Annotated in this window: 15 protein-coding genes; 8 read left to right on the forward strand and 7 right to left on the reverse strand. The window is 74.0% G+C overall.

Annotated features, from left to right (window positions below; all coding sequences use genetic code 11):
* Positions 1 to 189 precede the first annotated feature (189 nt).
* The 5 genes from AB0H57_RS00505 (at position 190) to ispG (ending at position 5,212) form a co-directional block, all read left to right on the forward strand.
* Positions 190 to 783 (forward strand): YcxB family protein, encoded by a 594-nt coding sequence (locus tag AB0H57_RS00505; protein ID WP_357501327.1) that lies wholly within the window; start codon positions 190 to 192, stop codon positions 781 to 783.
* A 157-nt stretch (positions 784 to 940) separates the two neighbouring features.
* Positions 941 to 1,525 (forward strand): Uma2 family endonuclease, encoded by a 585-nt coding sequence (locus AB0H57_RS00510; RefSeq protein WP_357501328.1) that lies wholly within the window; start codon positions 941 to 943, stop codon positions 1,523 to 1,525.
* A 43-nt stretch (positions 1,526 to 1,568) separates the two neighbouring features.
* Positions 1,569 to 2,780 carry a 1-deoxy-D-xylulose-5-phosphate reductoisomerase gene (dxr, locus tag AB0H57_RS00515; RefSeq protein ID WP_357501329.1) on the forward strand — a complete coding sequence of 404 codons (1,212 nt, stop codon included), beginning with the start codon at positions 1,569 to 1,571 and terminating at the stop codon, positions 2,778 to 2,780.
* Complete coding sequence (locus AB0H57_RS00520; protein WP_357501330.1) at positions 2,780 to 4,030, forward strand: site-2 protease family protein; 1,251 nt, start codon at positions 2,780 to 2,782, stop codon at positions 4,028 to 4,030. The genes dxr and AB0H57_RS00520 overlap by 1 nt, the downstream gene beginning before the upstream one ends.
* A 9-nt stretch (positions 4,031 to 4,039) precedes the next feature.
* Positions 4,040 to 5,212 carry a flavodoxin-dependent (E)-4-hydroxy-3-methylbut-2-enyl-diphosphate synthase gene (ispG, locus tag AB0H57_RS00525; RefSeq protein WP_357501331.1) on the forward strand — a complete coding sequence of 391 codons (1,173 nt, stop codon included), beginning with the start codon at positions 4,040 to 4,042 and terminating at the stop codon, positions 5,210 to 5,212.
* Positions 5,213 to 5,360: 148 nt separating this feature from the next.
* Here ispG and AB0H57_RS00530 read toward each other — a convergent pair whose 3' ends face one another.
* Positions 5,361 to 6,035, reverse strand: a complete 675-nt coding sequence (locus AB0H57_RS00530; RefSeq protein WP_357501332.1) for a helix-turn-helix domain-containing protein — start codon at positions 6,033 to 6,035, stop codon at positions 5,361 to 5,363.
* A gap of 131 nt (positions 6,036 to 6,166) precedes the next feature.
* On the opposite strand from AB0H57_RS00530, the gene AB0H57_RS00535 reads away from it, so the two are divergent.
* A complete protein-coding gene (locus AB0H57_RS00535; RefSeq protein WP_357501333.1) occupies positions 6,167 to 6,991 on the forward strand; it encodes a methyltransferase domain-containing protein in 825 nt (274 codons plus the stop codon).
* 120 nt (positions 6,992 to 7,111) lie between these two features.
* Here the strand turns inward: AB0H57_RS00535 and AB0H57_RS00540 are convergent, their stop codons facing one another.
* A complete protein-coding gene (locus AB0H57_RS00540; protein WP_357501334.1) occupies positions 7,112 to 7,663 on the reverse strand; it encodes a PadR family transcriptional regulator in 552 nt (183 codons plus the stop codon).
* 132 nt (positions 7,664 to 7,795) lie between these two features.
* On the opposite strand from AB0H57_RS00540, the gene AB0H57_RS00545 reads away from it, so the two are divergent.
* A complete protein-coding gene (locus AB0H57_RS00545; RefSeq protein WP_357501335.1) occupies positions 7,796 to 8,635 on the forward strand; it encodes a GNAT family N-acetyltransferase in 840 nt (279 codons plus the stop codon).
* 233 nt (positions 8,636 to 8,868) lie between these two features.
* Complete coding sequence (locus AB0H57_RS00550) at positions 8,869 to 12,396, forward strand: ABC transporter ATP-binding protein (protein ID WP_357501336.1); 3,528 nt, start codon at positions 8,869 to 8,871, stop codon at positions 12,394 to 12,396.
* Between the two features lie 94 nt (positions 12,397 to 12,490).
* On the opposite strand, the gene AB0H57_RS00555 is transcribed toward AB0H57_RS00550, so the two are convergent.
* The 5 genes from AB0H57_RS00555 to AB0H57_RS00575 form a co-directional block, all read right to left on the reverse strand.
* Complete coding sequence (locus AB0H57_RS00555; protein ID WP_357501337.1) at positions 12,491 to 13,558, reverse strand: NADH:flavin oxidoreductase/NADH oxidase; 1,068 nt, start codon at positions 13,556 to 13,558, stop codon at positions 12,491 to 12,493.
* 88 nt (positions 13,559 to 13,646) lie between these two features.
* Positions 13,647 to 14,942: a dicarboxylate/amino acid:cation symporter gene (locus tag AB0H57_RS00560; protein ID WP_357501678.1), complete on the reverse strand. Its 1,296-nt coding sequence runs from the start codon at positions 14,940 to 14,942 to the stop codon at positions 13,647 to 13,649.
* 287 nt (positions 14,943 to 15,229) lie between these two features.
* Positions 15,230 to 16,156, reverse strand: a complete 927-nt coding sequence (locus AB0H57_RS00565; RefSeq protein ID WP_357501338.1) for an AEC family transporter — start codon at positions 16,154 to 16,156, stop codon at positions 15,230 to 15,232.
* A 135-nt stretch (positions 16,157 to 16,291) separates the two neighbouring features.
* Positions 16,292 to 17,806, reverse strand: a complete 1,515-nt coding sequence (locus AB0H57_RS00570) for an aldehyde dehydrogenase (NADP(+)) (RefSeq protein ID WP_357501339.1) — start codon at positions 17,804 to 17,806, stop codon at positions 16,292 to 16,294.
* Positions 17,807 to 17,835: 29 nt separating this feature from the next.
* Positions 17,836 to 18,987, reverse strand: coding sequence for a mandelate racemase/muconate lactonizing enzyme family protein (locus AB0H57_RS00575; protein WP_357501340.1), 1,152 nt, complete (start codon positions 18,985 to 18,987; stop codon positions 17,836 to 17,838).

The raw sequence follows: 18,987 nt of genomic DNA on the forward strand, positions 1-18,987 counted from the left end.
GCCGCCCCGGAGATCTTGGACAGTTGCCGTTCGTCATGAGCGCTAACCGTCCAAGATCTTCAAGGGAAGGCGTTCGATGACGAGGTTGAGGTGCGTTGGAACGCCGCGCTTCTCGTGGCCAACGGCATGCCTCGGCTGCCGGGTCGACGGGGCGTCCCGGATGGTCGTCGGACGCTAGGGTCGACGCCCGTGGTGATCGAGTTCACGTATCAGCGCGACCGCGCGTACGCCCGCCGGCTCGCCCGCGCGACGACCACCCGGCTGCGGATCACCTGCGCCGTCGTCGGCCTGTCGGCGGCCTGCGCCGGCTTCGGCGCGTTCACCGCCGACCCGGGTTGGGCTGTCCTGTGCGGCATGGTCGGCCTCTGGGTCGGCGGCACCTTCCTGCTCACGGCGCTGATGCTGCCCTGGCAGGTGGCCAGGCGGGCGCCCGCCACCAGCTACCGGACGTTCACCTACCGGGTCGACGACGAGGGCCTCGCCTGGGCCTCGTCGGACCTTCGGTCCTGGGTGCGCTGGACCTACTTCGCGCGGGTCACCGAGCGGCCTTTCTGCTACCTGCTCTGGCAGGAAGGTGGCCATACCGCCTGGGACATTCCGCGCGCCCCGCTCACCCCGGAACAGGACCGTCGGCTTGCCGACCTGCTCACCGAGCGGGTCCGCCCCGCGACCCGTACGGCCGTCCCCGTTCCCGCCGCCGGACAGGCCGAACCGCCCGCCGAGCCGGAACTGCGGCCGGACCACCAGGTGCGGCCCTCGGCTCCCGCCGCCGACGCGCCCTGACGGACAACCGGTGCGATCCGCCGGCCGCGGGACAGCGCGACTAGGGTGTTCGGTAGCACGATGTCCCGCTGAGGGGGTGAGCCCGATGGCCCAGGCCGCATACGCGCCGGAGCCGGCACCCGGGTCGGCGTCCGAGTCGATCGGGCCGTCGTTCGACGTGCTGCGCTGGCGTGACGAGCCGTGGACCGCCCAGCTCGCCCTCGACCTGTTGCCGGAGACCAACGGTCCCAAGGTCGAGGTCCTGAGCGGAAGCGTGATCGTGACACCACATGCCGGATATGACCACCAGGATGCCGAACTCGACCTGGCCTACCTGCTCAAGCAGGCGGCCCGTCGGGCGAAGCTGTGGCTCTACCTCGAGGCCAACGTCGTTTCGGGGGACGACCTGTTCATCCCGGACATCGTCATCCTCAGGGTGCCGGGTGGCGGTCGCACGACGATGGACATCGGCCACGCCGTGTTGCTGGGTGAGATCGTGTCGCCGGGGAACCGCCGGAAGGACGTGATCGACCGGCCGCGGGAGTACGCCGCCGCTGGCGTTCCGTACTTCCTCCGGGTCGATCTGCGGAACCGGGTTCCCACCATCGCGTTGTTCGAGCTGACCGATGGCGAGTACCGGCCTGTTGCCGCCGCCGCGGCAGGGACGTCCTTCGTCATGAGGGAACCGTTCGAGTTCCGTATCGATCCCGCCGACCTGCTCGGCGAGGAAGCCCCGGTCGAGGACGACGGCGGCGCGGGCTGAGGCTCCCGGCGGGCCCAGCGCGCCGCTGGGGAAGAATGGCCCCGTGACATCTCCCCGCGCCCTCGTCCTGCTCGGCTCGACCGGTTCGATCGGCACCCAGGCCATCGACATCGTGCGGCGCAACCCGGACCGGTTCCGGGTGGTGGCGCTCGGCGCCGGCGGCGGCAACGTGGAACTGCTCGCCGCCCAGGCCCTCGAACTCGGTGTCGAGGCGGTCGGCGTGGCGAAGGCGTCCGCCGCCCAGGACCTCCAGCTCGCCTTCTACGCCGAGGCGAGCCGCCGGGGCTGGGCCACCGGCGACTTCAAGCTGCCCAAGATCGTGGCCGGGCCGGACGCGATGACCGAGCTGGCGCAGTGGCCCTGCGACGTGGTGCTCAACGGGGTGGTGGGCTCGTTGGGGCTGGCGCCGACCCTGGCCGCGCTGCGCTCGGGGCGTACCCTCGCGCTCGCCAACAAGGAGTCGCTGGTGGCCGGCGGCCCGCTGGTGAAGGCCGCGGTGCAGCGGCCGGGGCAGATCGTCCCGGTGGACTCGGAGCACTCGGCGCTGGCGCAGTGCCTGCGCGGCGGCACCCGGGGCGAGGTACGGCGGCTGGTGGTGACAGCCAGCGGCGGGCCCTTCCGGGGGCGGCGGCGCGACGAGTTGGCGTCGGTCACACCCGAGCAGGCACTGGCGCACCCGACCTGGAACATGGGGCCGGTGGTGACGATCAACTCGGCCACCATGGTCAACAAGGCGCTTGAGGTGATCGAGGCGCACGAGCTGTTCGACGTGCCGTACGCCGACATCGAGGTGATGGTGCACCCGCAGTCGGTGATCCACTCGATGGTCGAGTTCACCGACGGCTCGACGCTGGCCCAGGCCAGCCCGCCGGACATGCGGCTGCCCATCGCGCTCGGTCTCGGCTGGCCGGACCGGGTGCCCGACGCCGCGGCGGCGGTGGACTGGACCAGGGCGCACACCTGGGAGTTCGCCCCGCTGGACGACGAGGCGTTCCCGGCGGTGGCGCTGGCGAAGGCGGCCGGGGAGGCCGGGTGCTGCCGGCCGGCGATCTACAACGCGGCCAACGAGGAGTGTGTGGCGGCGTTCGTGGCCGGGCGGCTGCCCTTCCTCGGCATCGTCGACACCCTGCGGCGGGTGCTGGAGGACGCACCCGACTTCGCCGAACCAGGTACCGTCGAGGACGTGCTCGCGGCCGAGTCGTGGGCGCGTGCGCACGCGCAGGAGATCATCGCGGGTTCGGTGGAAGGAGCTTGATGTCGTACCTGCTCGGGGTGGTGCTCTTCGCCCTCGCGATCCTCATCTCGGTGAGTCTGCACGAGGCGGGGCACATGGCCACCGCCAAGGCCTTCGGGATGAAGGTCACCAAGTACTTCGTCGGCTTCGGCCCCACCCTCTGGTCGGTCAAGCGGGGCGAGACCGAGTACGGCGTCAAGGGCGTCCCGCTCGGCGGCTTCTGCAAGATCGTCGGCATGACGCCGCAGGACGACGACGTCGAGCCCGCCGACCAGCACCGGGCCATGTGGCGGTACCCGGTCTGGAAGCGGACGATCGTGATGTCCGCCGGCTCCATCACCCACTTCGCCCTGGCCCTGGTCGCGCTCTGGATCATGGCGGTCTCCGTCGGCCTGCCCAATCCCGCCTTCCCGACCACCGACGCCGAGGCCCGTCAGGAGCCGGCGGTGGTCGGGCTCGCCGAGTGCGTGGTGCCCGGAGCCACCCCCCGCGCCTGCCAGGCCGGCGACCCGGCCAGCCCCGCCGCCCAGGCCAACCTGCGCGACGGCGACCGGATCACCTCCCTCAACGGCAAGCCGGTTGCCGACTACGGCGACCTGCTCACCGCGCTGCGGGCCGCCAAGCCCGGCGAGCGCGCCGAGATCGGGTACGTCCGCGACGGCCAGCCGGCCACCACCAGCACCGTGCTGGCGACCACCCAGCGCCCGCCACTGGACAACCCGGACGGCAAGGTCGGCCCGGTCGCCGCGCTCGGCGTCGGCCTCCAGTTCACCACCCCGACCCGGGTCACGTACGGGCCGGTCTCCGCGTTCGGCGCCACCGGGGACTACACCGGCCAGATGGCGGTCGGCACGTACGAGGCGATGAAGCGCATCCCGCAGAAGGTGCCCGCGCTCTGGACCGCCATCACCGGCGGCGAGCGGGACGTGGACACCCCGATCAGCGTGGTCGGCGCCAGCCGGCTCGGCGGCGAGGCGGTGGAGAACAACGCCTGGTACCTGTTCTTCATGTTGTTCGTGTCGCTGAACTTCTTCATCGGCGTGTTCAACCTGCTGCCGCTGCTTCCGCTGGACGGCGGCCACATCGCCATCGCCTGGTTCGAGCGCGCCCGGTCCTGGCTGTACGCCAAGATCGGTCGCCGGGACCCGGGGCGCGTCGACTACCTCAAGCTCATGCCCCTCACGTACGGGGTGATCCTGATCGGTGGCGCGTTCACGCTGCTGACCATCACCGCGGACGTCGTCAACCCCATCACGCTCTTCGCAAGGTGAGTGCCTGAAGTGACTTCCGTCAGTCTCGGTATGCCCGCCGTACCGCCCCCGCCGCTGGCCCCGCGCCGGGCCAGTCGCCAGATCATGGTCGGCTCGGTGCCGGTCGGTGGCGGTGCGCCGGTCTCGGTGCAGTCGATGACCACCACCCTCACCGCCGACGTCAACGCCACCCTCCAGCAGATCGCCGAGCTGACCGCGTCCGGCTGCCAGATCGTGCGGGTCGCCGTGCCCTCGCAGGACGACGTGGAGGCGCTGCCGGCGATCGCCAAGAAGTCCCAGATCCCGGTCATCGCCGACATCCACTTCCAGCCGAAGTACGTCTTCGCCGCGATCGACGCCGGCTGCGCCGCCGTCCGGGTCAACCCGGGCAACATCCGGCAGTTCGACGACAAGGTCAGGGAGATCGCCCGGGCGGCCGGCGACGCGGGCGTGCCGATCCGGATCGGGGTCAACGCCGGCTCGCTGGACAAGCGGCTGCTCACCAAGTACGGCAAGGCCACCGCCGAGGCGCTGGTCGAGTCGGCGCTCTGGGAGTGCTCGCTCTTCGAGGAGCACGGCTTCCGGGACATCAAGATCTCGGTCAAGCACAACGACCCGGTGGTGATGATCCGGGCGTACCGGCAGCTCGCCGAGCAGTGCGACTATCCGTTGCACCTCGGGGTGACCGAGGCCGGCCCGGCGTTCCAGGGCACCATCAAGTCCGCGGTCGCCTTCGGCGCGCTGCTGGCCGAAGGGATCGGCGACACCATCCGGGTGTCGCTGTCCGCCCCGCCGGTCGAGGAGATCAAGGTCGGCAACCAGATCCTGGAGTCGCTCGGCCTGCGCGAGCGCGGCCTGGAGATCGTCTCCTGCCCGTCCTGCGGCCGGGCGCAGGTCGACGTCTACAAGCTCGCCGAGGAGGTCACCGCCGGCCTGGAGGGGCTGCCGGTGCCGCTGCGGGTGGCCGTGATGGGCTGCGTGGTGAACGGCCCCGGCGAGGCCCGCGAGGCCGACCTCGGCGTCGCCTCCGGCAACGGCAAGGGGCAGATCTTCGTCAAGGGCCAGGTCATCAAGACCGTGCCCGAGGGGCAGATCGTGGAGACCCTGATCGAGGAGGCGCTCCGGCTGGCCGACGAGATGGGCGCGGAGATCCCCGAGGAGCTGCGCGACCTGGTCCCCGGCGCCACGGTCACCGTGCACTGACAACCACCGAGAAGGGCCGGCTCTCCCGCGGGAGGCCGGCCCTTTTCGCGTACGCGGCGGTGTGGCCGGCGTGGCGGGCGGCACTGCCGGCACGGTCACGCCGGGCGGCGTTGCCGGGGAGGCCGGCCGGGCGGTGTGGCCGGTGCCGTCAGGCCGGGGCCGGGCGGGGCACGGTGGCGAAGGCGGAGAGGGTGAACCAGCCGGGCAGGGCCCGGCGCACCGGCTCCGGGCCCGACACCTGCACCGCGCCGTCCCGCAGCGCCGCCGACCAGGTCAGGTCGCCCCGCCACACCTGGACCAGGCCGCGCAGCCGGGCGGTGACCGTGACGGTCACCGCGTGGCCCGGGTCCACGTCGCAGACGTCGACCTCCGCGCCGGCGATCACCAGCCACCAGTCGCGCTGACTCGGCGGCACGTCGGGGAAGGTGAAGCGGACGACGGTCCGCCCGGCGGGCACGGCGTCGTGGTCGACGTGCCGGTGCATGTCCCACAGCAGCAGCTTCGGGTCCAGGTCCTCGTCGCCCAGCTCACCGATCCAGCGGACCCCCCAGGCGCCGAGCGCCTCCAGCACGGGCCGCAGTTCCTCGCCGGCGGGGGTCGGCACGTACGCCCCGTCGGCCTGCCGGCGTACCACCCCGGCCCGGACGAGCTGGTGCAGCCGCCGGGACAGTAGGGTGGGTGACATTCGCGGCAGGCCGCGGCGCAGCTCGTTGAAGTGCCGGGAGCCGCTGAGCAGCTCCCGTACGACGAGCAGCGTCCAGCGCTCGTCGAGCAGTTCCATCGCCTTGGCGACCGGGCAGAACTGGTGGTACGGCGCACCCATGGCGGCAGCTTATGCCCGCGCCGGCCCGGCGCCGGTCGGGAAGCCGACCGGTACACATCTGGTACTAGGTGGCCCGGGCCCGGCTGCCTAGCGTCGGTGAGGAGCAGGACCCGACCACGAGGAGATGCGTCATGACCACCGAGGCGATGGAGGCGGACCGGGCCGTGAAGGAGCGGCACCGGCAGATGTGGGCGCTGGGCGACTATCCGACCCTCGTCGACGAGATCATTCCCGAGCTGGGTTACACGCTGGTGCGGGCGGCCGGCGTACGGCCGGGGGACCGGGTCCTGGACGTGGCGGCCGGCACCGGGAACGCCGCCGTCCCGGCCGCGCTGGCCGGGGCGAGCGTGGTGGCCAGCGACCTGACCCCGGAACTGCTGGCGGCCGGGCAGGCCCGCGCCACCGGACGGGGCGCGGTGCTGGACTGGCAGCAGGGCGACGCGGAGGCGCTGCCGTACGGCGACGGCGAGTTCGACACGGTGCTGTCCTGCGTGGGCGTGATGTTCGCGCCCCGGCACCGGGTGGCCGCCGACGAGCTGGTCCGGGTCTGCCGGCCGGGCGGCAGCATCGGCCTGCTCAACTGGACGCCGGGCGGCTTCGTCGGGCAGTTGTTCGCCACCATGAAGCCGTACGCCCCGGCGCCGCCGCCGGGCGCGCAACCGCCCCCGCTCTGGGGCGACGAGGAGCACGTGCGGGCCCTGCTGGGGGACCGGGTCACCGATCTGGTCGCCCGCCGGGAGACGGTCGTGGTGGACCGGTTCACCGAGCCGGAGGCGTTCCGCGACTACTTCAAGACCCACTACGGGCCGACGGTCGCGGTGTACCGGGCCATCGCCGGTGACCCCGACCGGACCGCCGCCCTGGATCGCGATCTCGCCGGGCTGGCCCGGCGGCACCTGGAAGCCGGCGCGATGCGGTGGGAGTATCTGCTGCTCACCGCGGTCCGGCGGGGCTGAACCAGCGCGACCCGGTAGCAGTGGCCGGGCTGAACCAGCGCGACCCGGCAGGAGTGGCCGGGCTGAACCGGCACGACCCGGCGGGGGTGGCAGGCACCCCCGCCGGGGGCCGGGCGGCGCTCACTCGCTCTCGGCGAGGATGGCGTAGAGCTTGCGCCGGGTCTCGTCGAGCACCTGGGCGGCGCGTTCGCGCTGGTCGTCGGTGCCGTTCCTCATCACCTGGCGCAGCGCGTTCATCGCCTGCATGCCGGCCTCGCGGATGTCGTGCCAGCTGGCGACGGTGTCCTCGGCGAACTCCGCCCACGGCGGGGCCTGCGCCGCCTCCGTCGCCTCGGCCTGTCCCTGCTCGGTCAGGGTGAACCGCTTCCGGCCGCCGCCGGACTCCTCGACGGTGGTGGCGACGACGCCCTCGTCCTCCAGCAGTTGCAGGGTCGGATAGATCGATCCCGGGCTGGGCCGCCAGGCCCCGCCGGTGCGGGAGTCGATTTCCTGGATCATCTCGTAGCCGTGCATCGGCCGCTCGGTGAGCAGCGCGAGCACGGCGCCGCGGACGTTGGGCCGGCGGCCCCGCCCCCGGCCGCCGCGGCCGTGCGGGCCGTGCGGGAACGGGGGGAAGCCCATCCCGCGCATCCGGGCCTCGTGCATCGCGTGCATTCGTCGGTGGAATCCCATTCGATCCTCCTGGGAGCTATCGCTGATGCATCAACGATATATCGCCGATGCATCAGCGACAAGGATGGCGCGCTGCCGGCGAGGGGCGGGTCCCACCGACGGGCGGGCGGCGCGTCTGGCAGGCTGGTATTCGTGCTGACGGTGCCGGTACGGCAACTCGGGGAATCGGAGCGCCGCGCGGTCGAGCGGCTGCTCGACCTCGACCCGTACGCGGGTGCGCAGGTGGCCGAGCGGGTCGCCGCGCGCGGATTGGCCTGGTGGCGGGCCGAGGGCCGGATCCTCGGCTACGGCAGCCGCCGCAACCTGGAGTCGATCTGCTGGCTGGGCGGCAACCTCACCCCGGTGCTCGCCACCGAGCCGGCCGTCGCCGCCTACGCCGACCTGCTCGTCGGCGAGGAACGGCTCTGCTCGTCGATCGTCGGCCGGGCGGACGCCGTGCTCGGCCTCTGGGAGCGGCTGCGGGAGCACTGGGGCCCGGCCCGGGACGTCCGGGCCAACCAGCCGCTGCTGGCCGCCGACGCGCTGCCCGACGTGCCGCCCGATTCGCAGGTACGGCGGGTCCGCCCCGGCGAGGTGGACCTCCTCTTCCCGGCCGCGGTCGCCATGTACACCGAGGAGGTCGGCGTCTCGCCGCTGGCCGAGGACGGCGGGCGCGGCTACCGGCGGCGGGTCACCGACCTGGTCCGGGCCGGCCGGGCGTACGCCCGGTTCGTCGACGGCCGGGTGGTCTTCAAGGCGGAGCTGGCGGTGGTGACCCGGCGTACCGCCCAGATCCAGGGGGTCTGGGTGGCGCCCGAGTGGCGTGGGCGGGGCATCGCCACGGCGGCGATGGCCGCGGTGGTGCGGGACGCGCTGGTCCGGGTCGCCCCGACGGTCAGCCTCTACGTCAACGACTTCAACCTGCCGGCCCGCCGGGTCTACGCCCGGTGCGGCTTCCGCCCCGTCGGCACCCTCGCCACCGTCCTCTTCTGAGGTGTTAGGAAGGGGCTCCGGTTAACGCTTTCGATATAGGCGGGGCCCCCGGCTAACACCTGCCCCGAACGCGCGCCGGGCGAGGCGATCGAGGTGATCGCAGAGATCGTGCGAGCGCCGGGTGGCGCAGACGTGCGGCGTATGCCGGCGGCGTAAATGCGTTGATCGGTCGTGGCCGGACGGGCCAGGCTGGGGTCACCGCCCCCACCGACCCGAGTCCGGGAGGACCGCTCATGCGCCTGTTCCGCGATCTCTGGGCCACCGCGCCACGCCGGATGGCGGTGGTCGGGCTGCTGGTCGTCCTCGGCGCCGCCGGCCAGGCCGCCGCCTCCGCGCTGGCCGGGCCGGTGCTGGTGCACCGCTCCGCCGGCTGGTTCGCCGGGCTGGCCGTGGCGCTGGTCGCCGCGGTCGTCACCGACCTGCTGATCGGCCTGCTGATGGCCGGCCTCACCGCCGACTGGTCCGCCGACGTGCGCCGCCGGCTCTGCCGGGTGGCGCTCGGGCAGGACCTGCCCACCCTGGAGACCACCCCGGTCGGCGAGCTGCTCGACCGGATCGACAACGACGTCTACCAGGTCGCCGCGGAGCTGCGGAACACCGGCGTCCGGCTGATCCAGGGCCTGGCGCTCTGCCTGCTCGCCACGGCCAGCGCGCTGGTGGTCTGGTGGCCGGCGGGCGTCGGCATGATCGTGCTGACCGTGCTGCTGGGCGTGGTGCTGCGCCGCCCCACCGCCCGGATCGCCCCGGCCCGGATGGCCGAGGAGGAGGCCTGGTCGGACCTCGCCGCGGTGATGGAGGAGGCGGTGCACGGCCAGGACGACGTACGGACCAGTCTCGCCCGGCCGTACGTGCTGCGCCTCTACGCCCGGCGGGCCGCCGAGGTGATCAGCCGGGGTGGCCGGGTGTTCCGGATGTCCGCCCAGGTCACCGCGTTCTCCACCGGCGCGATCCGGGTCGGCATCGCCGCGGTGGTCATCGCCGGCGCGTGGGCGCTGTCCACCGGCCGGATCGACGGCGCCCGGCTGACCGCCGTCTGGCTGCTCGCCATCGCGTTCGGCGCGACCGTCGAACACATCGCCCGTTGGGTGCCGCACCTGCAGTACGCCCTCGGCGCCTGGGCCCGGGTGCAGCTGCTCCAGGACTCCCGGCAGGAACCGGCTGGCGGGGCCACCCCGGTCGACGGCGACCTGACCGTGCGCGGGCTCACCTTCCGCTACCCCGCCACCGGCGAGGAGCGGGAGCCGGCGCTGCGCGACATCCACCTGACCTTCGCCCGTGGCCGCTCGTACGCCCTGCTCGGGCGGACCGGTTCCGGCAAGTCCACCCTGACCAAGGTGCTCACCCGGGCGGTGGACGTGCCCCACGGCACCGTCTTCCTCGGCGACACCGACCTGGTGGACCTGGACGTCGAGGCGCTGCGCCGGTGGATCGCCGTGGTGCCGCAGCGCACCGAGATCCTGGCCGGCACGCTGGCCGAGAACGTCGCCCTGTTCGACCCCGAGCTGCTCGACGACGCCACCCGTGCGCTGGCGGAGCTGGGGCTCGCCGGCTGGATCGCGGAGCTGCCAGACGGCGTAGGCACCCGGCTCGGCGAGGGCGGGCACGTCCTCTCCGCCGGGCAGGAGCAACTGGTGGCGTTCGCCCGGATTCTGGTGCGCGACCCGCGCGTGGTGATCCTCGACGAGGCCACCGCCCGGCTGGACCCGGTCACCGAGACCCGGGTACGCCAGGCCACCGAACGGCTGCTCGCCGACCGGATCGGCATCGTCATCGCGCACCGGCTCAGCTCGGTGCGCCAGTGCGACGAGGTGGTGATGATGGCCGACGGCGCGGTGCTGGAGGCCGGCCCGCTGCGCGAGTCGGCGCGCTTCGCCGAGCTGCTGGCCACCAGCCACGCCGCCGCGTACGTCGGGGCGGGCGCCGGCAGCGGCGGTGGGGTGGACCTGCTGCCCGGACCCCGCGCGCACTGGCCGGAGGCGATGCCCGCCGCCACCGGCGGCCCCGACCCGGAACCGGCCCCGCCGGAGCCGGCCAGGCCGGCCCCGGCGGCCGTACCCAGGGCCGACCCGCCACCGCTGCCCGCCGCGCCGCCCGCGCGGACCCTGCGGGAGATCCTGCGGCTGGGCACCAACGACCCACGGTACGGCCTGGTGTCGGTCGCCCTGTTCGTGGTGATGACGCTGCTCGGCCTGGACGGCGCGGTGCTGCCGTGGCTCTGGGCCGGGCTGGTCGACGGGGGCAGCCCGTGGCTGCCCGCGCTCGGCATCGTGGCCGCGCTGCTGGTCGTCCTGCCGCTGCCCTACCTGACCAACCTGTGGTTCCCGCAGTGGTGGATCCGGCAGATGCTGCGGATCAGCCTGCGCCTGGTGCACGGGCAGACCGGTCCGCGCCGGGTCAGCGGCCACACCCCGGCCGAGGTGGTCGCCCAGGGCGGCGACACCGAGCGGGTGGTGCAGCTCGCCGACAACCTGATGGACCAGTTCATCTCGCTGGCCATCGTGGCCACCATGACCGCGGTCACCGGCAGCGTCGTACCGGGGCTGTTCTTCCTCGGCACGATGCTGGTCTCCGGCCTGGCGGCGACCCTGTTCGGGCCGCGGCTGGAGCGCACCGCCGGCGGCACCGTCAAGGCCCGGGCGGCCTTCGCCACCGCGCTGGTCTCGTCGCTCTCCGCCGCCCGCACGGTCAAGCTGGCCGGTGCCACCCGCCCGGTGCTCGACCATCTGGCCAGGCTGGACACCGTGCGCAGCGACCGGCAGCGCCGGGAAATCGCCATGCAGGTCTGGGCGCGGTCGACCCCGTCGGTGGTCAGCGGGCTGCTGCCGGTCGGCGCGTGGGCGCTCTACCTGGCCGGCAGTCTCTCCGCCGGCGCCACCCTGGTGGCCGTGTCCACCCTCGGCGCGGCCCGCTGGTTCGCCTGGACCACCGCCGCGCTGGTGTCGCACTACCCGTCGGCGCGGGTGTGGACCCGCCGGACCGTGGCGATGGCCGGGGTGGGCCGGTACTCCGCGTCGGTGCCGGGCGTGGACCTGGCCGCCGGGACGGCGCCCGCGCCGCAGCCACCGCCCCGGCGCCCGCTGCACCGGCTGGAACTGGTCGGCTTCGGCGCGCTGCACACCGACGGGACGCTCGCCGTCCGGGACGTCGACCTGACCGTCGAGCGGGGACAACTGGTGCTGATGGTCGGGCCGGTCGGCTCCGGCAAGTCGTCGCTGCTGCGGGCCCTGGCCGGGATCGTGCACCACACCGGCACCCTGCGCTGGAACGGCGAGCCGGTCACCGAGCCGGAGCTGTTCCTCCGCCCCAGCCAGGTCGGGTACGTGGGACAGCTGCCCCGGGTGCTCTCCGGGACCGTCGCCGACAACATCGCCCTCGGGCACGAGGTGGACGCCGCCCGTGCGGTGTCGACCGCCCAACTGGAGCACGACCTGGCCGCCGCCGGTGGCGGGCTGGGGCTGCTGATCGGGCACAAGGGCACCCGGCTCTCCGGCGGGCAGCTCCAGCGGCTGGCGCTGGCCCGGGCGCTCGCGCCGCGTACCGAGCTGCTGGTCGCCGACGACGTGTCGTCCGCGCTGGACGTCACCACCGAGCTGGCGCTCTGGGCGGCGCTGCGCGAGCACGGGGTGACGGTGGTCGGGTCGACCGCCAAGCGGGCGGCGCTGGTCCGGGCCGACCACGTCGTGGTGCTGGTGGACGGCGCGGTGGTGGCCCAGGGCCCCTGGCGGGAGCTGGAGGGCCGCTGGTCCCACCTGGCCGGCTGACGCCCATCGCCGGCACTGGCGCCCATTGGGCGGCGCGGGGCCCGAGACTTCGGCCCCCGCGCCGCCGCCGGGCGGCGGGATGGGTGCGGGTGGGTCAGGTGGCGCGGGTGTACTGGGCGGGCCAGGCGGGCGTGGCGCCGAGTTTGGCGGCGGCGCGGCGCGGCCAGTACGGGTCACGCAACAGCTCGCGGCCGAGCAGCACCAGGTCGGCCTCGCCGGCGGCGACGATCTGCTCGGCCTGCTCCGGCTCGACGATCAGCCCGACCGCCCCGGTGCGCACGCCCGCGTCGCGGCGGATCCGGGCGGCCAGCGGGACCTGGTAGCCGGGGCCGACCGGGATGCTGGCCCCGACCGCCGCGCCGCCGGAGGAGGTGTCGACCAGGTCGACGCCGGCCGCGGCGAGCTCGCCGGCCAGCACCACGCTGTCCTCGACGGTCCAGCCGCCGGCCACCCAGTCGGTGGCGGAGATCCGGGTCAGCACCGGTACGTCCTCGCCGACGGTCGCGCGGACCGCGCGGGCCACCTCCAGGGTGAGCCGCATCCGCCCGACCCGGTCGCCGCCGTAGCCGTCGGCCCGGTGGTTGGTCAGCGGGGAGAGGAACTCATGCAGCAGGTAGCCGTGCGCGGCGTGGATCTCCACGGCGGCGAACCCGGCGTCCAGCGCCCGGCCGGCGGCGGCGGCGAACGCGGCCACCACCTCGGCGATCCCCTGCTCGTCCAGCGCGGTCGGGCGCCGGTACTCCGGCACGAAGGGCTCGGGGCCCGGGCCCACCGGGGTCCAGCCGCCCGCGGCGTCCGGCACCCCGCCCCGGTGCTCCGCCCACGGCCGGTACGTGGACGCCTTGAACCCGGCGTGGGCCAGTTGCACGGCGGGCACCGCCCCCTGCGCGGCGAGGAACCCGGTGATGGGGCGCCAGGCGTCGACGTGCGCGCCGGACCAGAGCCCGGTGTCCTGCGGGCTGATCCGGCCCTCGGGCAGTACGGCGGTGGCCTCGGTGACGATCAGGCCCGCGCCGCCGACGGCCCGGGCGCCGAGGTGAACGTGGTGCCAGTCGGTGGGCAGGCCGTCGGGGCCGGCACTGTACTGGCACATGGGGGCCATGGCGACCCGGTTGGGCAGGGTGACCGCGCGCAGGGCCAGCGGCGTGAACAGGGCACTCATGGGGGTGATCCTCCACAGCGGCGAGCGGACGGTTGGTTCGGGTGCGTCTGTCGTCGCGGGACCGACCACAGACGCACCCGAACCGAGGTCAGGCGGGCACCGGGGCGAGCCGGTCCGTGGTGGGCTGCTCGGCCTCGTCGGCGTCGGTCAGGTCCCGCCGGCCGGCGCTTTCGTACGCGGTGCGGTCCAGGGTGCCCTCGCGGGCGGCGACGATGGTCGGCACGAGCGCCTGCCCGGCCACGTTGGTGGCGGTACGGATCATGTCGAGGATCGGGTCGATCGCCAGCAGCAGGCCGGCGCCGGCCAGCGGCAGGCCGAGCGTGCTCAGGGTCAGGGTGAGCATCACGATCGCGCCGGTCAGGCCGGCGGTCGCGGCCGAGCCGACCACGGAGACGAAGGCGATCAGCAGGTAGTCGGTGACGCCGAGCTGGACGCCGAAGACCTGCGCCACGAAGATCGCGGCCAGCGCCGGGTAGATCGCCGCGCAGCCGTCCATCTTGGTGGTGGCACCGAACGGCACGGCGAACGAGGCGTACTCGCGGGGGACGCCGAGACGCTCGACGGAACGCTGGGTCACCGGCATGGTGCCCACCGAGGAGCGGGAGACGAAGGCCAGCTCGATCGCCGGCCAGGCGCCGGCGAAGAAGCGCAGCGGGTTGAGCCGGCCGGCGGCCACCAGCAGCACCGGATAGACCACGAACAGCACGATGGCGCAGCCGACGTAGACGGCCGTGGTGAACTTGGCGAGCGGCGCGAGCAGGTCCCAGCCGTACGAGGCGATGGCGTTGCCGATCAGGCCGAGCGTGCCGATCGGGGCGAGCCGGATGACCCACCACAGCGCCTTCTGCACGATGGCCAGCACCGAGCGGTTGAGGCTCACGAACGGCTCGGCGGCCTCGCCGATCAGCAGCGCGGCGGCGCCGACCACCAGGGCGAGGAAGACGATCTGGAGCACGTTGTTGTCGACGAACGCGCCGACCGGGTTGGTCGGGACGATGCCGGTGAGGAAGTCGGTCCAGGAGCCGGTCCTACTCGGCGCCTCGGCGCCGGTGACGTCCAGCGTCACCCCCCGTCCGGGGTCGGTGAGCAGGCCGAGGCCGATGCCGATGGTCACCGCGATCAGCGCGGTGACGCCGAACCAGAGCAGGGTCTTGAGCGCCAGCCGGGCGGCGTTGGCGACGCCCCGCAGGCTGACCACGCTGACCACGATGGCGGTGAAGACCAGCGGCGGGACGGCCAGCTTGAGCAGCTGGACGAAGAGGCCGCCGACGGTGTCGAGGGTGGTCGCCAGCCAGCTCAGGTCGGCGGCGCGGGCGAGGAAGCCGAGCGCCACGCCGAGCACCAGGCCGGCCAGGATCTGTACGGAGAAGGGAATCTTGCGCAGGGCGGAAGCCATGGGACGTCCAAGGGTCTGGTGGAGGTGAACGGGGCAGCGTCAGGAGAGCGGCTGCGCCGGACAGATGCCGCTGGCCTGCCGTCGGAGGTCGACGTACAGGCGCACGGTCAGGTGCCAGACATTGGTCATCGCCCGCCGAGGATACTCCCAGCCGATCCACAGCTGGAAGGAGCGATGGTGGTGACGCTCCTTACAGCTGCGGCTCACTCCGGCAGCACCTTCCCGGGATTCATCAGCCCGCGCGGATCGAACAGCCGCATGAGGTTCCCTTCCAGTCAGCCGAGCAGTACGGCGATCCCGATCAGCACCGGCCCGGACAGGACGGTGGTGAGCAGCACGACGTCCCGCGCCAGCAGCGTGCCCCGGTCGTAGGACGACGCGTAGACGAACACGTTCTGCGCGGTCGGCAGGGCCGAGGTGACGGTGACCGCCAGCAACGCCACCCCGGACAGGCCGGCGGCCCAGCGGCCGAGGGCGTAGGCGAGGGCCGGCTGGACGACGATCTTGAGCCCCACGGCCAGCCACACCGGGGCGGCGCCGTCGCCGGACGCGGGCCGGGGTGCGCCGTGCAGGCTCATGCCGTACGCCAGCAGCGCCGCCGGAACCGCGAGCGCGGCGGTGAGCTCGACCGGCTTCAGCACCAGCGCGGGCAGATCCACGCCGGTGGCCGCGACGAGCACCCCCAGGCCACAGCCCACCACCACCGGCGTGCGCAGGGGCTGGATGAGCAGCCGCCACCGGGCCGGGGCGTCGCCCGCCGGGTGGGAGCCGGCCAGCACGGCCAGCCCGACCGGCGCCATGACCAGCACCTGGAACAGCAGCACCGGGGCCACGAACGACGCGTCGTCGAGGACGTACACCGCGATGGGGATGCCCAGGTTGCCCGCGTTGACGTAGGACGAGGCGAGCCCGCCGACGGCCAGCTGGGCCGGCGGCGACCGCCAGCGCCACCGGGCCAGCGCCGCGTACGCCAGCCCGCTGAGCACCGCGCTGCCGGCGGTCGCCACCAGGGCGGCCGACAGCAGCGCCGCGGGATCGGCCCCGGCGAGGGTGAGCAGCAGCAGGGCGGGCGTCGCCACGAAGTACGACAACCGGGACAGCACCGGGCCGGCGCCAACGCCCAGCGTGCCGGTCCGGCCGAGGACCCAGCCGACGGCGATCACCGCGACCAGGGCGGTGAACCCGCCGATGACGCCGTTCATCCGGCCGGGCCGCTCACCCGGTCGGCGGGTGACCGGCCGTCGCGCACCGGCCGCCGGCCGGGCCGGCTCCTCACCCCTGCGGGGCGGCGGTAACGTGCGGCGCCGCAGGCCCGCCCGACCGCGCGAGCGGCCCGGTCACCGGGGCACCTCCAGGACGCCGTCGACCCGCCGCGGGATGCCCCGGTAGTCGTCGGTGAGCTCGGGCGGGAGCAGGTCGGCCGGCGCACCCTGCCAGGTGACCGGGCGCAGGAAGCGGCGGATCGCGGAGGTGCCGACGGAGGTGTGCTGCGAGTTGGTCGACGGCCACGGCCCGCCGTGGTGCTGCGCCCAGGAGACGGCCACGCCGGTGGGGTAGGCGTCGTAGACCAGCCGGCCGGCCCGCGGGCGCAGCCGCTCGGAGACCTCCTGCGGCAGTTCCGTCTCGCCCCCGCCGCGCAGCACCGTCGCGGTCAACGACGACGGGATCTCCGCCAGCGCCCCGAAGAGCTCGGCCTCGCCGTCGTATCGGGCGACCACCGACACCGGGCCGAAGCACTCCTCGGTGACCTGCTGCGGCAGGTCGCTCGCCGACGTCCCGAGCAGCATCGGCGCGGCCTGGAACCCGTCCCCCTGCGGCTGCGCTCCCCGGGCCAGCACCTCGACGCCCGGCGCCTTGACGAGACTGCCGGCGATGCTGCCGTACGCGGCGGCGATGCCCCCGTTGAGCAGCACCGGGGCGGCGCTGCCCCGGACCGCGTCGGCCATCGCGCCGACCACCGCGTCGCCGTCGGCGCCGACCGGCACGAACACCAGGCCGGGCTTGGTGCAGAACTGGCCGCCGCCGAGGGTGAAGGAGCCGACCAGTTCGGCGCCGATCGTCGGGCCCCGCTCGGCGGCGGCCCGTGGCGTCACGACCACCGGGTTGAGGCTGCTGAGCTCGCCGAAGAAGGGCACCGGGTCGGGGCGCTGCTCGATGATCCGCAGCAGCGCGCGCCCGCCGGTGGCCGAGCCGGTGAAGCCCACGGCCCGGACCGCCGGGTGGGCGACGAGGGCCGCGCCAGCCGGCACGCCGTGGACCAGGCCGAGGGTGCCGGCCGGGGCGCCCGCCTTCTCCGCCGCCGCGGCGAGGATGTCGAACACCAGCTGCGACGTCGCGGGGTGGGACCCGTGCGCCTTGACGATGACCGGGCAGCCGGCCGCGAGCGCCGAGGCGGTGTCGCCACCGGGTACGGAGAAGGCCAGCGGGAAGTTGCTGGCGCCGAAGACCGCGACCGGGCCGATCGGGACGAGCATCCGGCGCAGGTCGGGGCGGGGACCCATCGGGGTGTCCCCGGCGTGGTCGATGGCCGCCTCGAGGTAGCTGCCCTCGTCCAGCACCTCGGCGAAGATCCGCAGCTGGTAACAGGTGCGGGTCAGTTCACCGTTCAGCCGGACCGGGCCGAGCGCCGTCTCCCGGTCGGCGACGGCGACGACGTCCTCCCGCCGGTCCTCCAGGGCGTCCGCGAGGCCACGCAGCAGTGCCGCCCGCCCGGCGCGACCCAGCGCCTCCAGCCCGGGAGCTGCGGCGAGGGCGGCAGCGCAGAGCCGGTCCACCTGCGCGGTGGTGGTCTCCTGCGCCACCTCCTCGACCGGCTGCCCGGTCCGGGGGTCGATGCTGACGACTGCGGCCATGGGTTCCTCCAATGCTGCGGTGGGATGGGTCAGCGGGACGCGTCGACGTGCACGCGGTCCACCGTCCAGGCGCGGGCCTGCTCGCTGAGGGTGATGCCGAGTCCGGGACGGTCCGAGAGGTGCATCCGCCCGCCGTGCGTCTCCAGCCGCTCGTTGAACAGCGGGTACAGCCAGTCGAAGTGCTCCACCCACGGCTCGTGCGGGTAGGCGGCCGCCAGGTGTACGTGGATCTCCATCGCGAAGTGCGGCGCCAGTTGCAGGTTGCTGTGGTCGGCCAGGGTGGCGAGCTTGAGGAACTGGGTGATGCCACCGATCCGGGGGGCGTCCGGCTGGAGGATGTCCACCGCGCCGGCGCGGATCAGCTCGTAGTGCTCGGCGACGCTGGTCAGCATCTCGCCGGTCGCGATCGCGGTGTCCAGGGACCGGGCGAGCTGGGCGTGCCCCTCGGCGTCGTACGCGTCCAGCGGCTCCTCGATCCAGACCAGGCCGAACTCCTCCAGCGCCCGGCCGACCCGCATCGCGGTCGGCCGGTCCCACTGCTGGTTGGCGTCGACCATGAGCGGGACGCCGTCGCCGAGGTGCTCGCGGACCGCGCGGACCCGGCGCTGGTCCTCGGCGGAGTCGGGCTGACCGACCTTGATCTTGATGCCGCCGACGCCCGACTCGAGGGTGCGGGTGGCGTTCTCCAGCACCTGCTCGATCGACTCGTGCAGGAAGCCGCCGGAGGTGTTGTAGCAGCGCACCGAGTCGCGGTGCGCCCCCAGCAGCTTGGCCAGCGGCAGCCCGGCCCGCTTCGCCTTGAGGTCCCAGAGCGCCACGTCGATCGCGGCGAGCGCCTGGGTTGCCGCGCCGCTGCGCCCGACCGACGCGCCGGACCAGACGAGCTTCGTCCAGAGCCGGCCGATGTCGCTGGGGTCCTCGCCGATCAGGTCGGGGGCGACCTCCCGGGCGTGGGCGAACTGCGCGGGCCCGCCGGCCCGCTTGGAGTAGCTGAAGCCGACGCCTTCGTGCCCCGCCTCGGTCCGGATCTCGGCGAAGAGGAAGGCCACCTCGCTCATCGGCCGCTGCCGCCCGGTGAGCACCTTCGCGTCGCTGATCCCGGTGGGCAGCGGGAGGGTGACCGACGAGAGGATCACGGACTCGATCCGGTCGAGGACGGCGGGGGCGTTGCGGGTGGTCAT

This window comes from Micromonospora sp. NPDC050686 (genome assembly GCF_040654475.1).
In the GTDB taxonomy this organism is placed as follows: Bacteria; Actinomycetota; Actinomycetes; order Mycobacteriales; family Micromonosporaceae; genus Micromonospora.

What these genes read in the sequence shown, in the direction of transcription:
- AB0H57_RS00520 (WP_357501330.1), top strand. Translation starts at nt 2,780, where the DNA reads ATGTCGTACCTGCTCGGGGTGGTGCTCTTCGCCCTCGCGATCCTCATC.
- AB0H57_RS00530 (WP_357501332.1), bottom strand. Translation starts at nt 6,035, where the DNA reads ATGGGTGCGCCGTACCACCAGTTCTGCCCGGTCGCCAAGGCGATGGAA.
- AB0H57_RS00535 (WP_357501333.1), top strand. Translation starts at nt 6,167, where the DNA reads ATGACCACCGAGGCGATGGAGGCGGACCGGGCCGTGAAGGAGCGGCAC.
- AB0H57_RS00540 (WP_357501334.1), bottom strand. Translation starts at nt 7,663, where the DNA reads ATGGGATTCCACCGACGAATGCACGCGATGCACGAGGCCCGGATGCGC.
- AB0H57_RS00550 (WP_357501336.1), top strand. Translation starts at nt 8,869, where the DNA reads ATGCGCCTGTTCCGCGATCTCTGGGCCACCGCGCCACGCCGGATGGCG.
- AB0H57_RS00555 (WP_357501337.1), bottom strand. Translation starts at nt 13,558, where the DNA reads ATGAGTGCCCTGTTCACGCCGCTGGCCCTGCGCGCGGTCACCCTGCCC.
- AB0H57_RS00565 (WP_357501338.1), bottom strand. Translation starts at nt 16,156, where the DNA reads ATGAACGGCGTCATCGGCGGGTTCACCGCCCTGGTCGCGGTGATCGCC.
- AB0H57_RS00570 (WP_357501339.1), bottom strand. Translation starts at nt 17,806, where the DNA reads ATGGCCGCAGTCGTCAGCATCGACCCCCGGACCGGGCAGCCGGTCGAG.
- AB0H57_RS00575 (WP_357501340.1), bottom strand. Translation starts at nt 18,987, where the DNA reads ATGACCACCCGCAACGCCCCCGCCGTCCTCGACCGGATCGAGTCCGTG.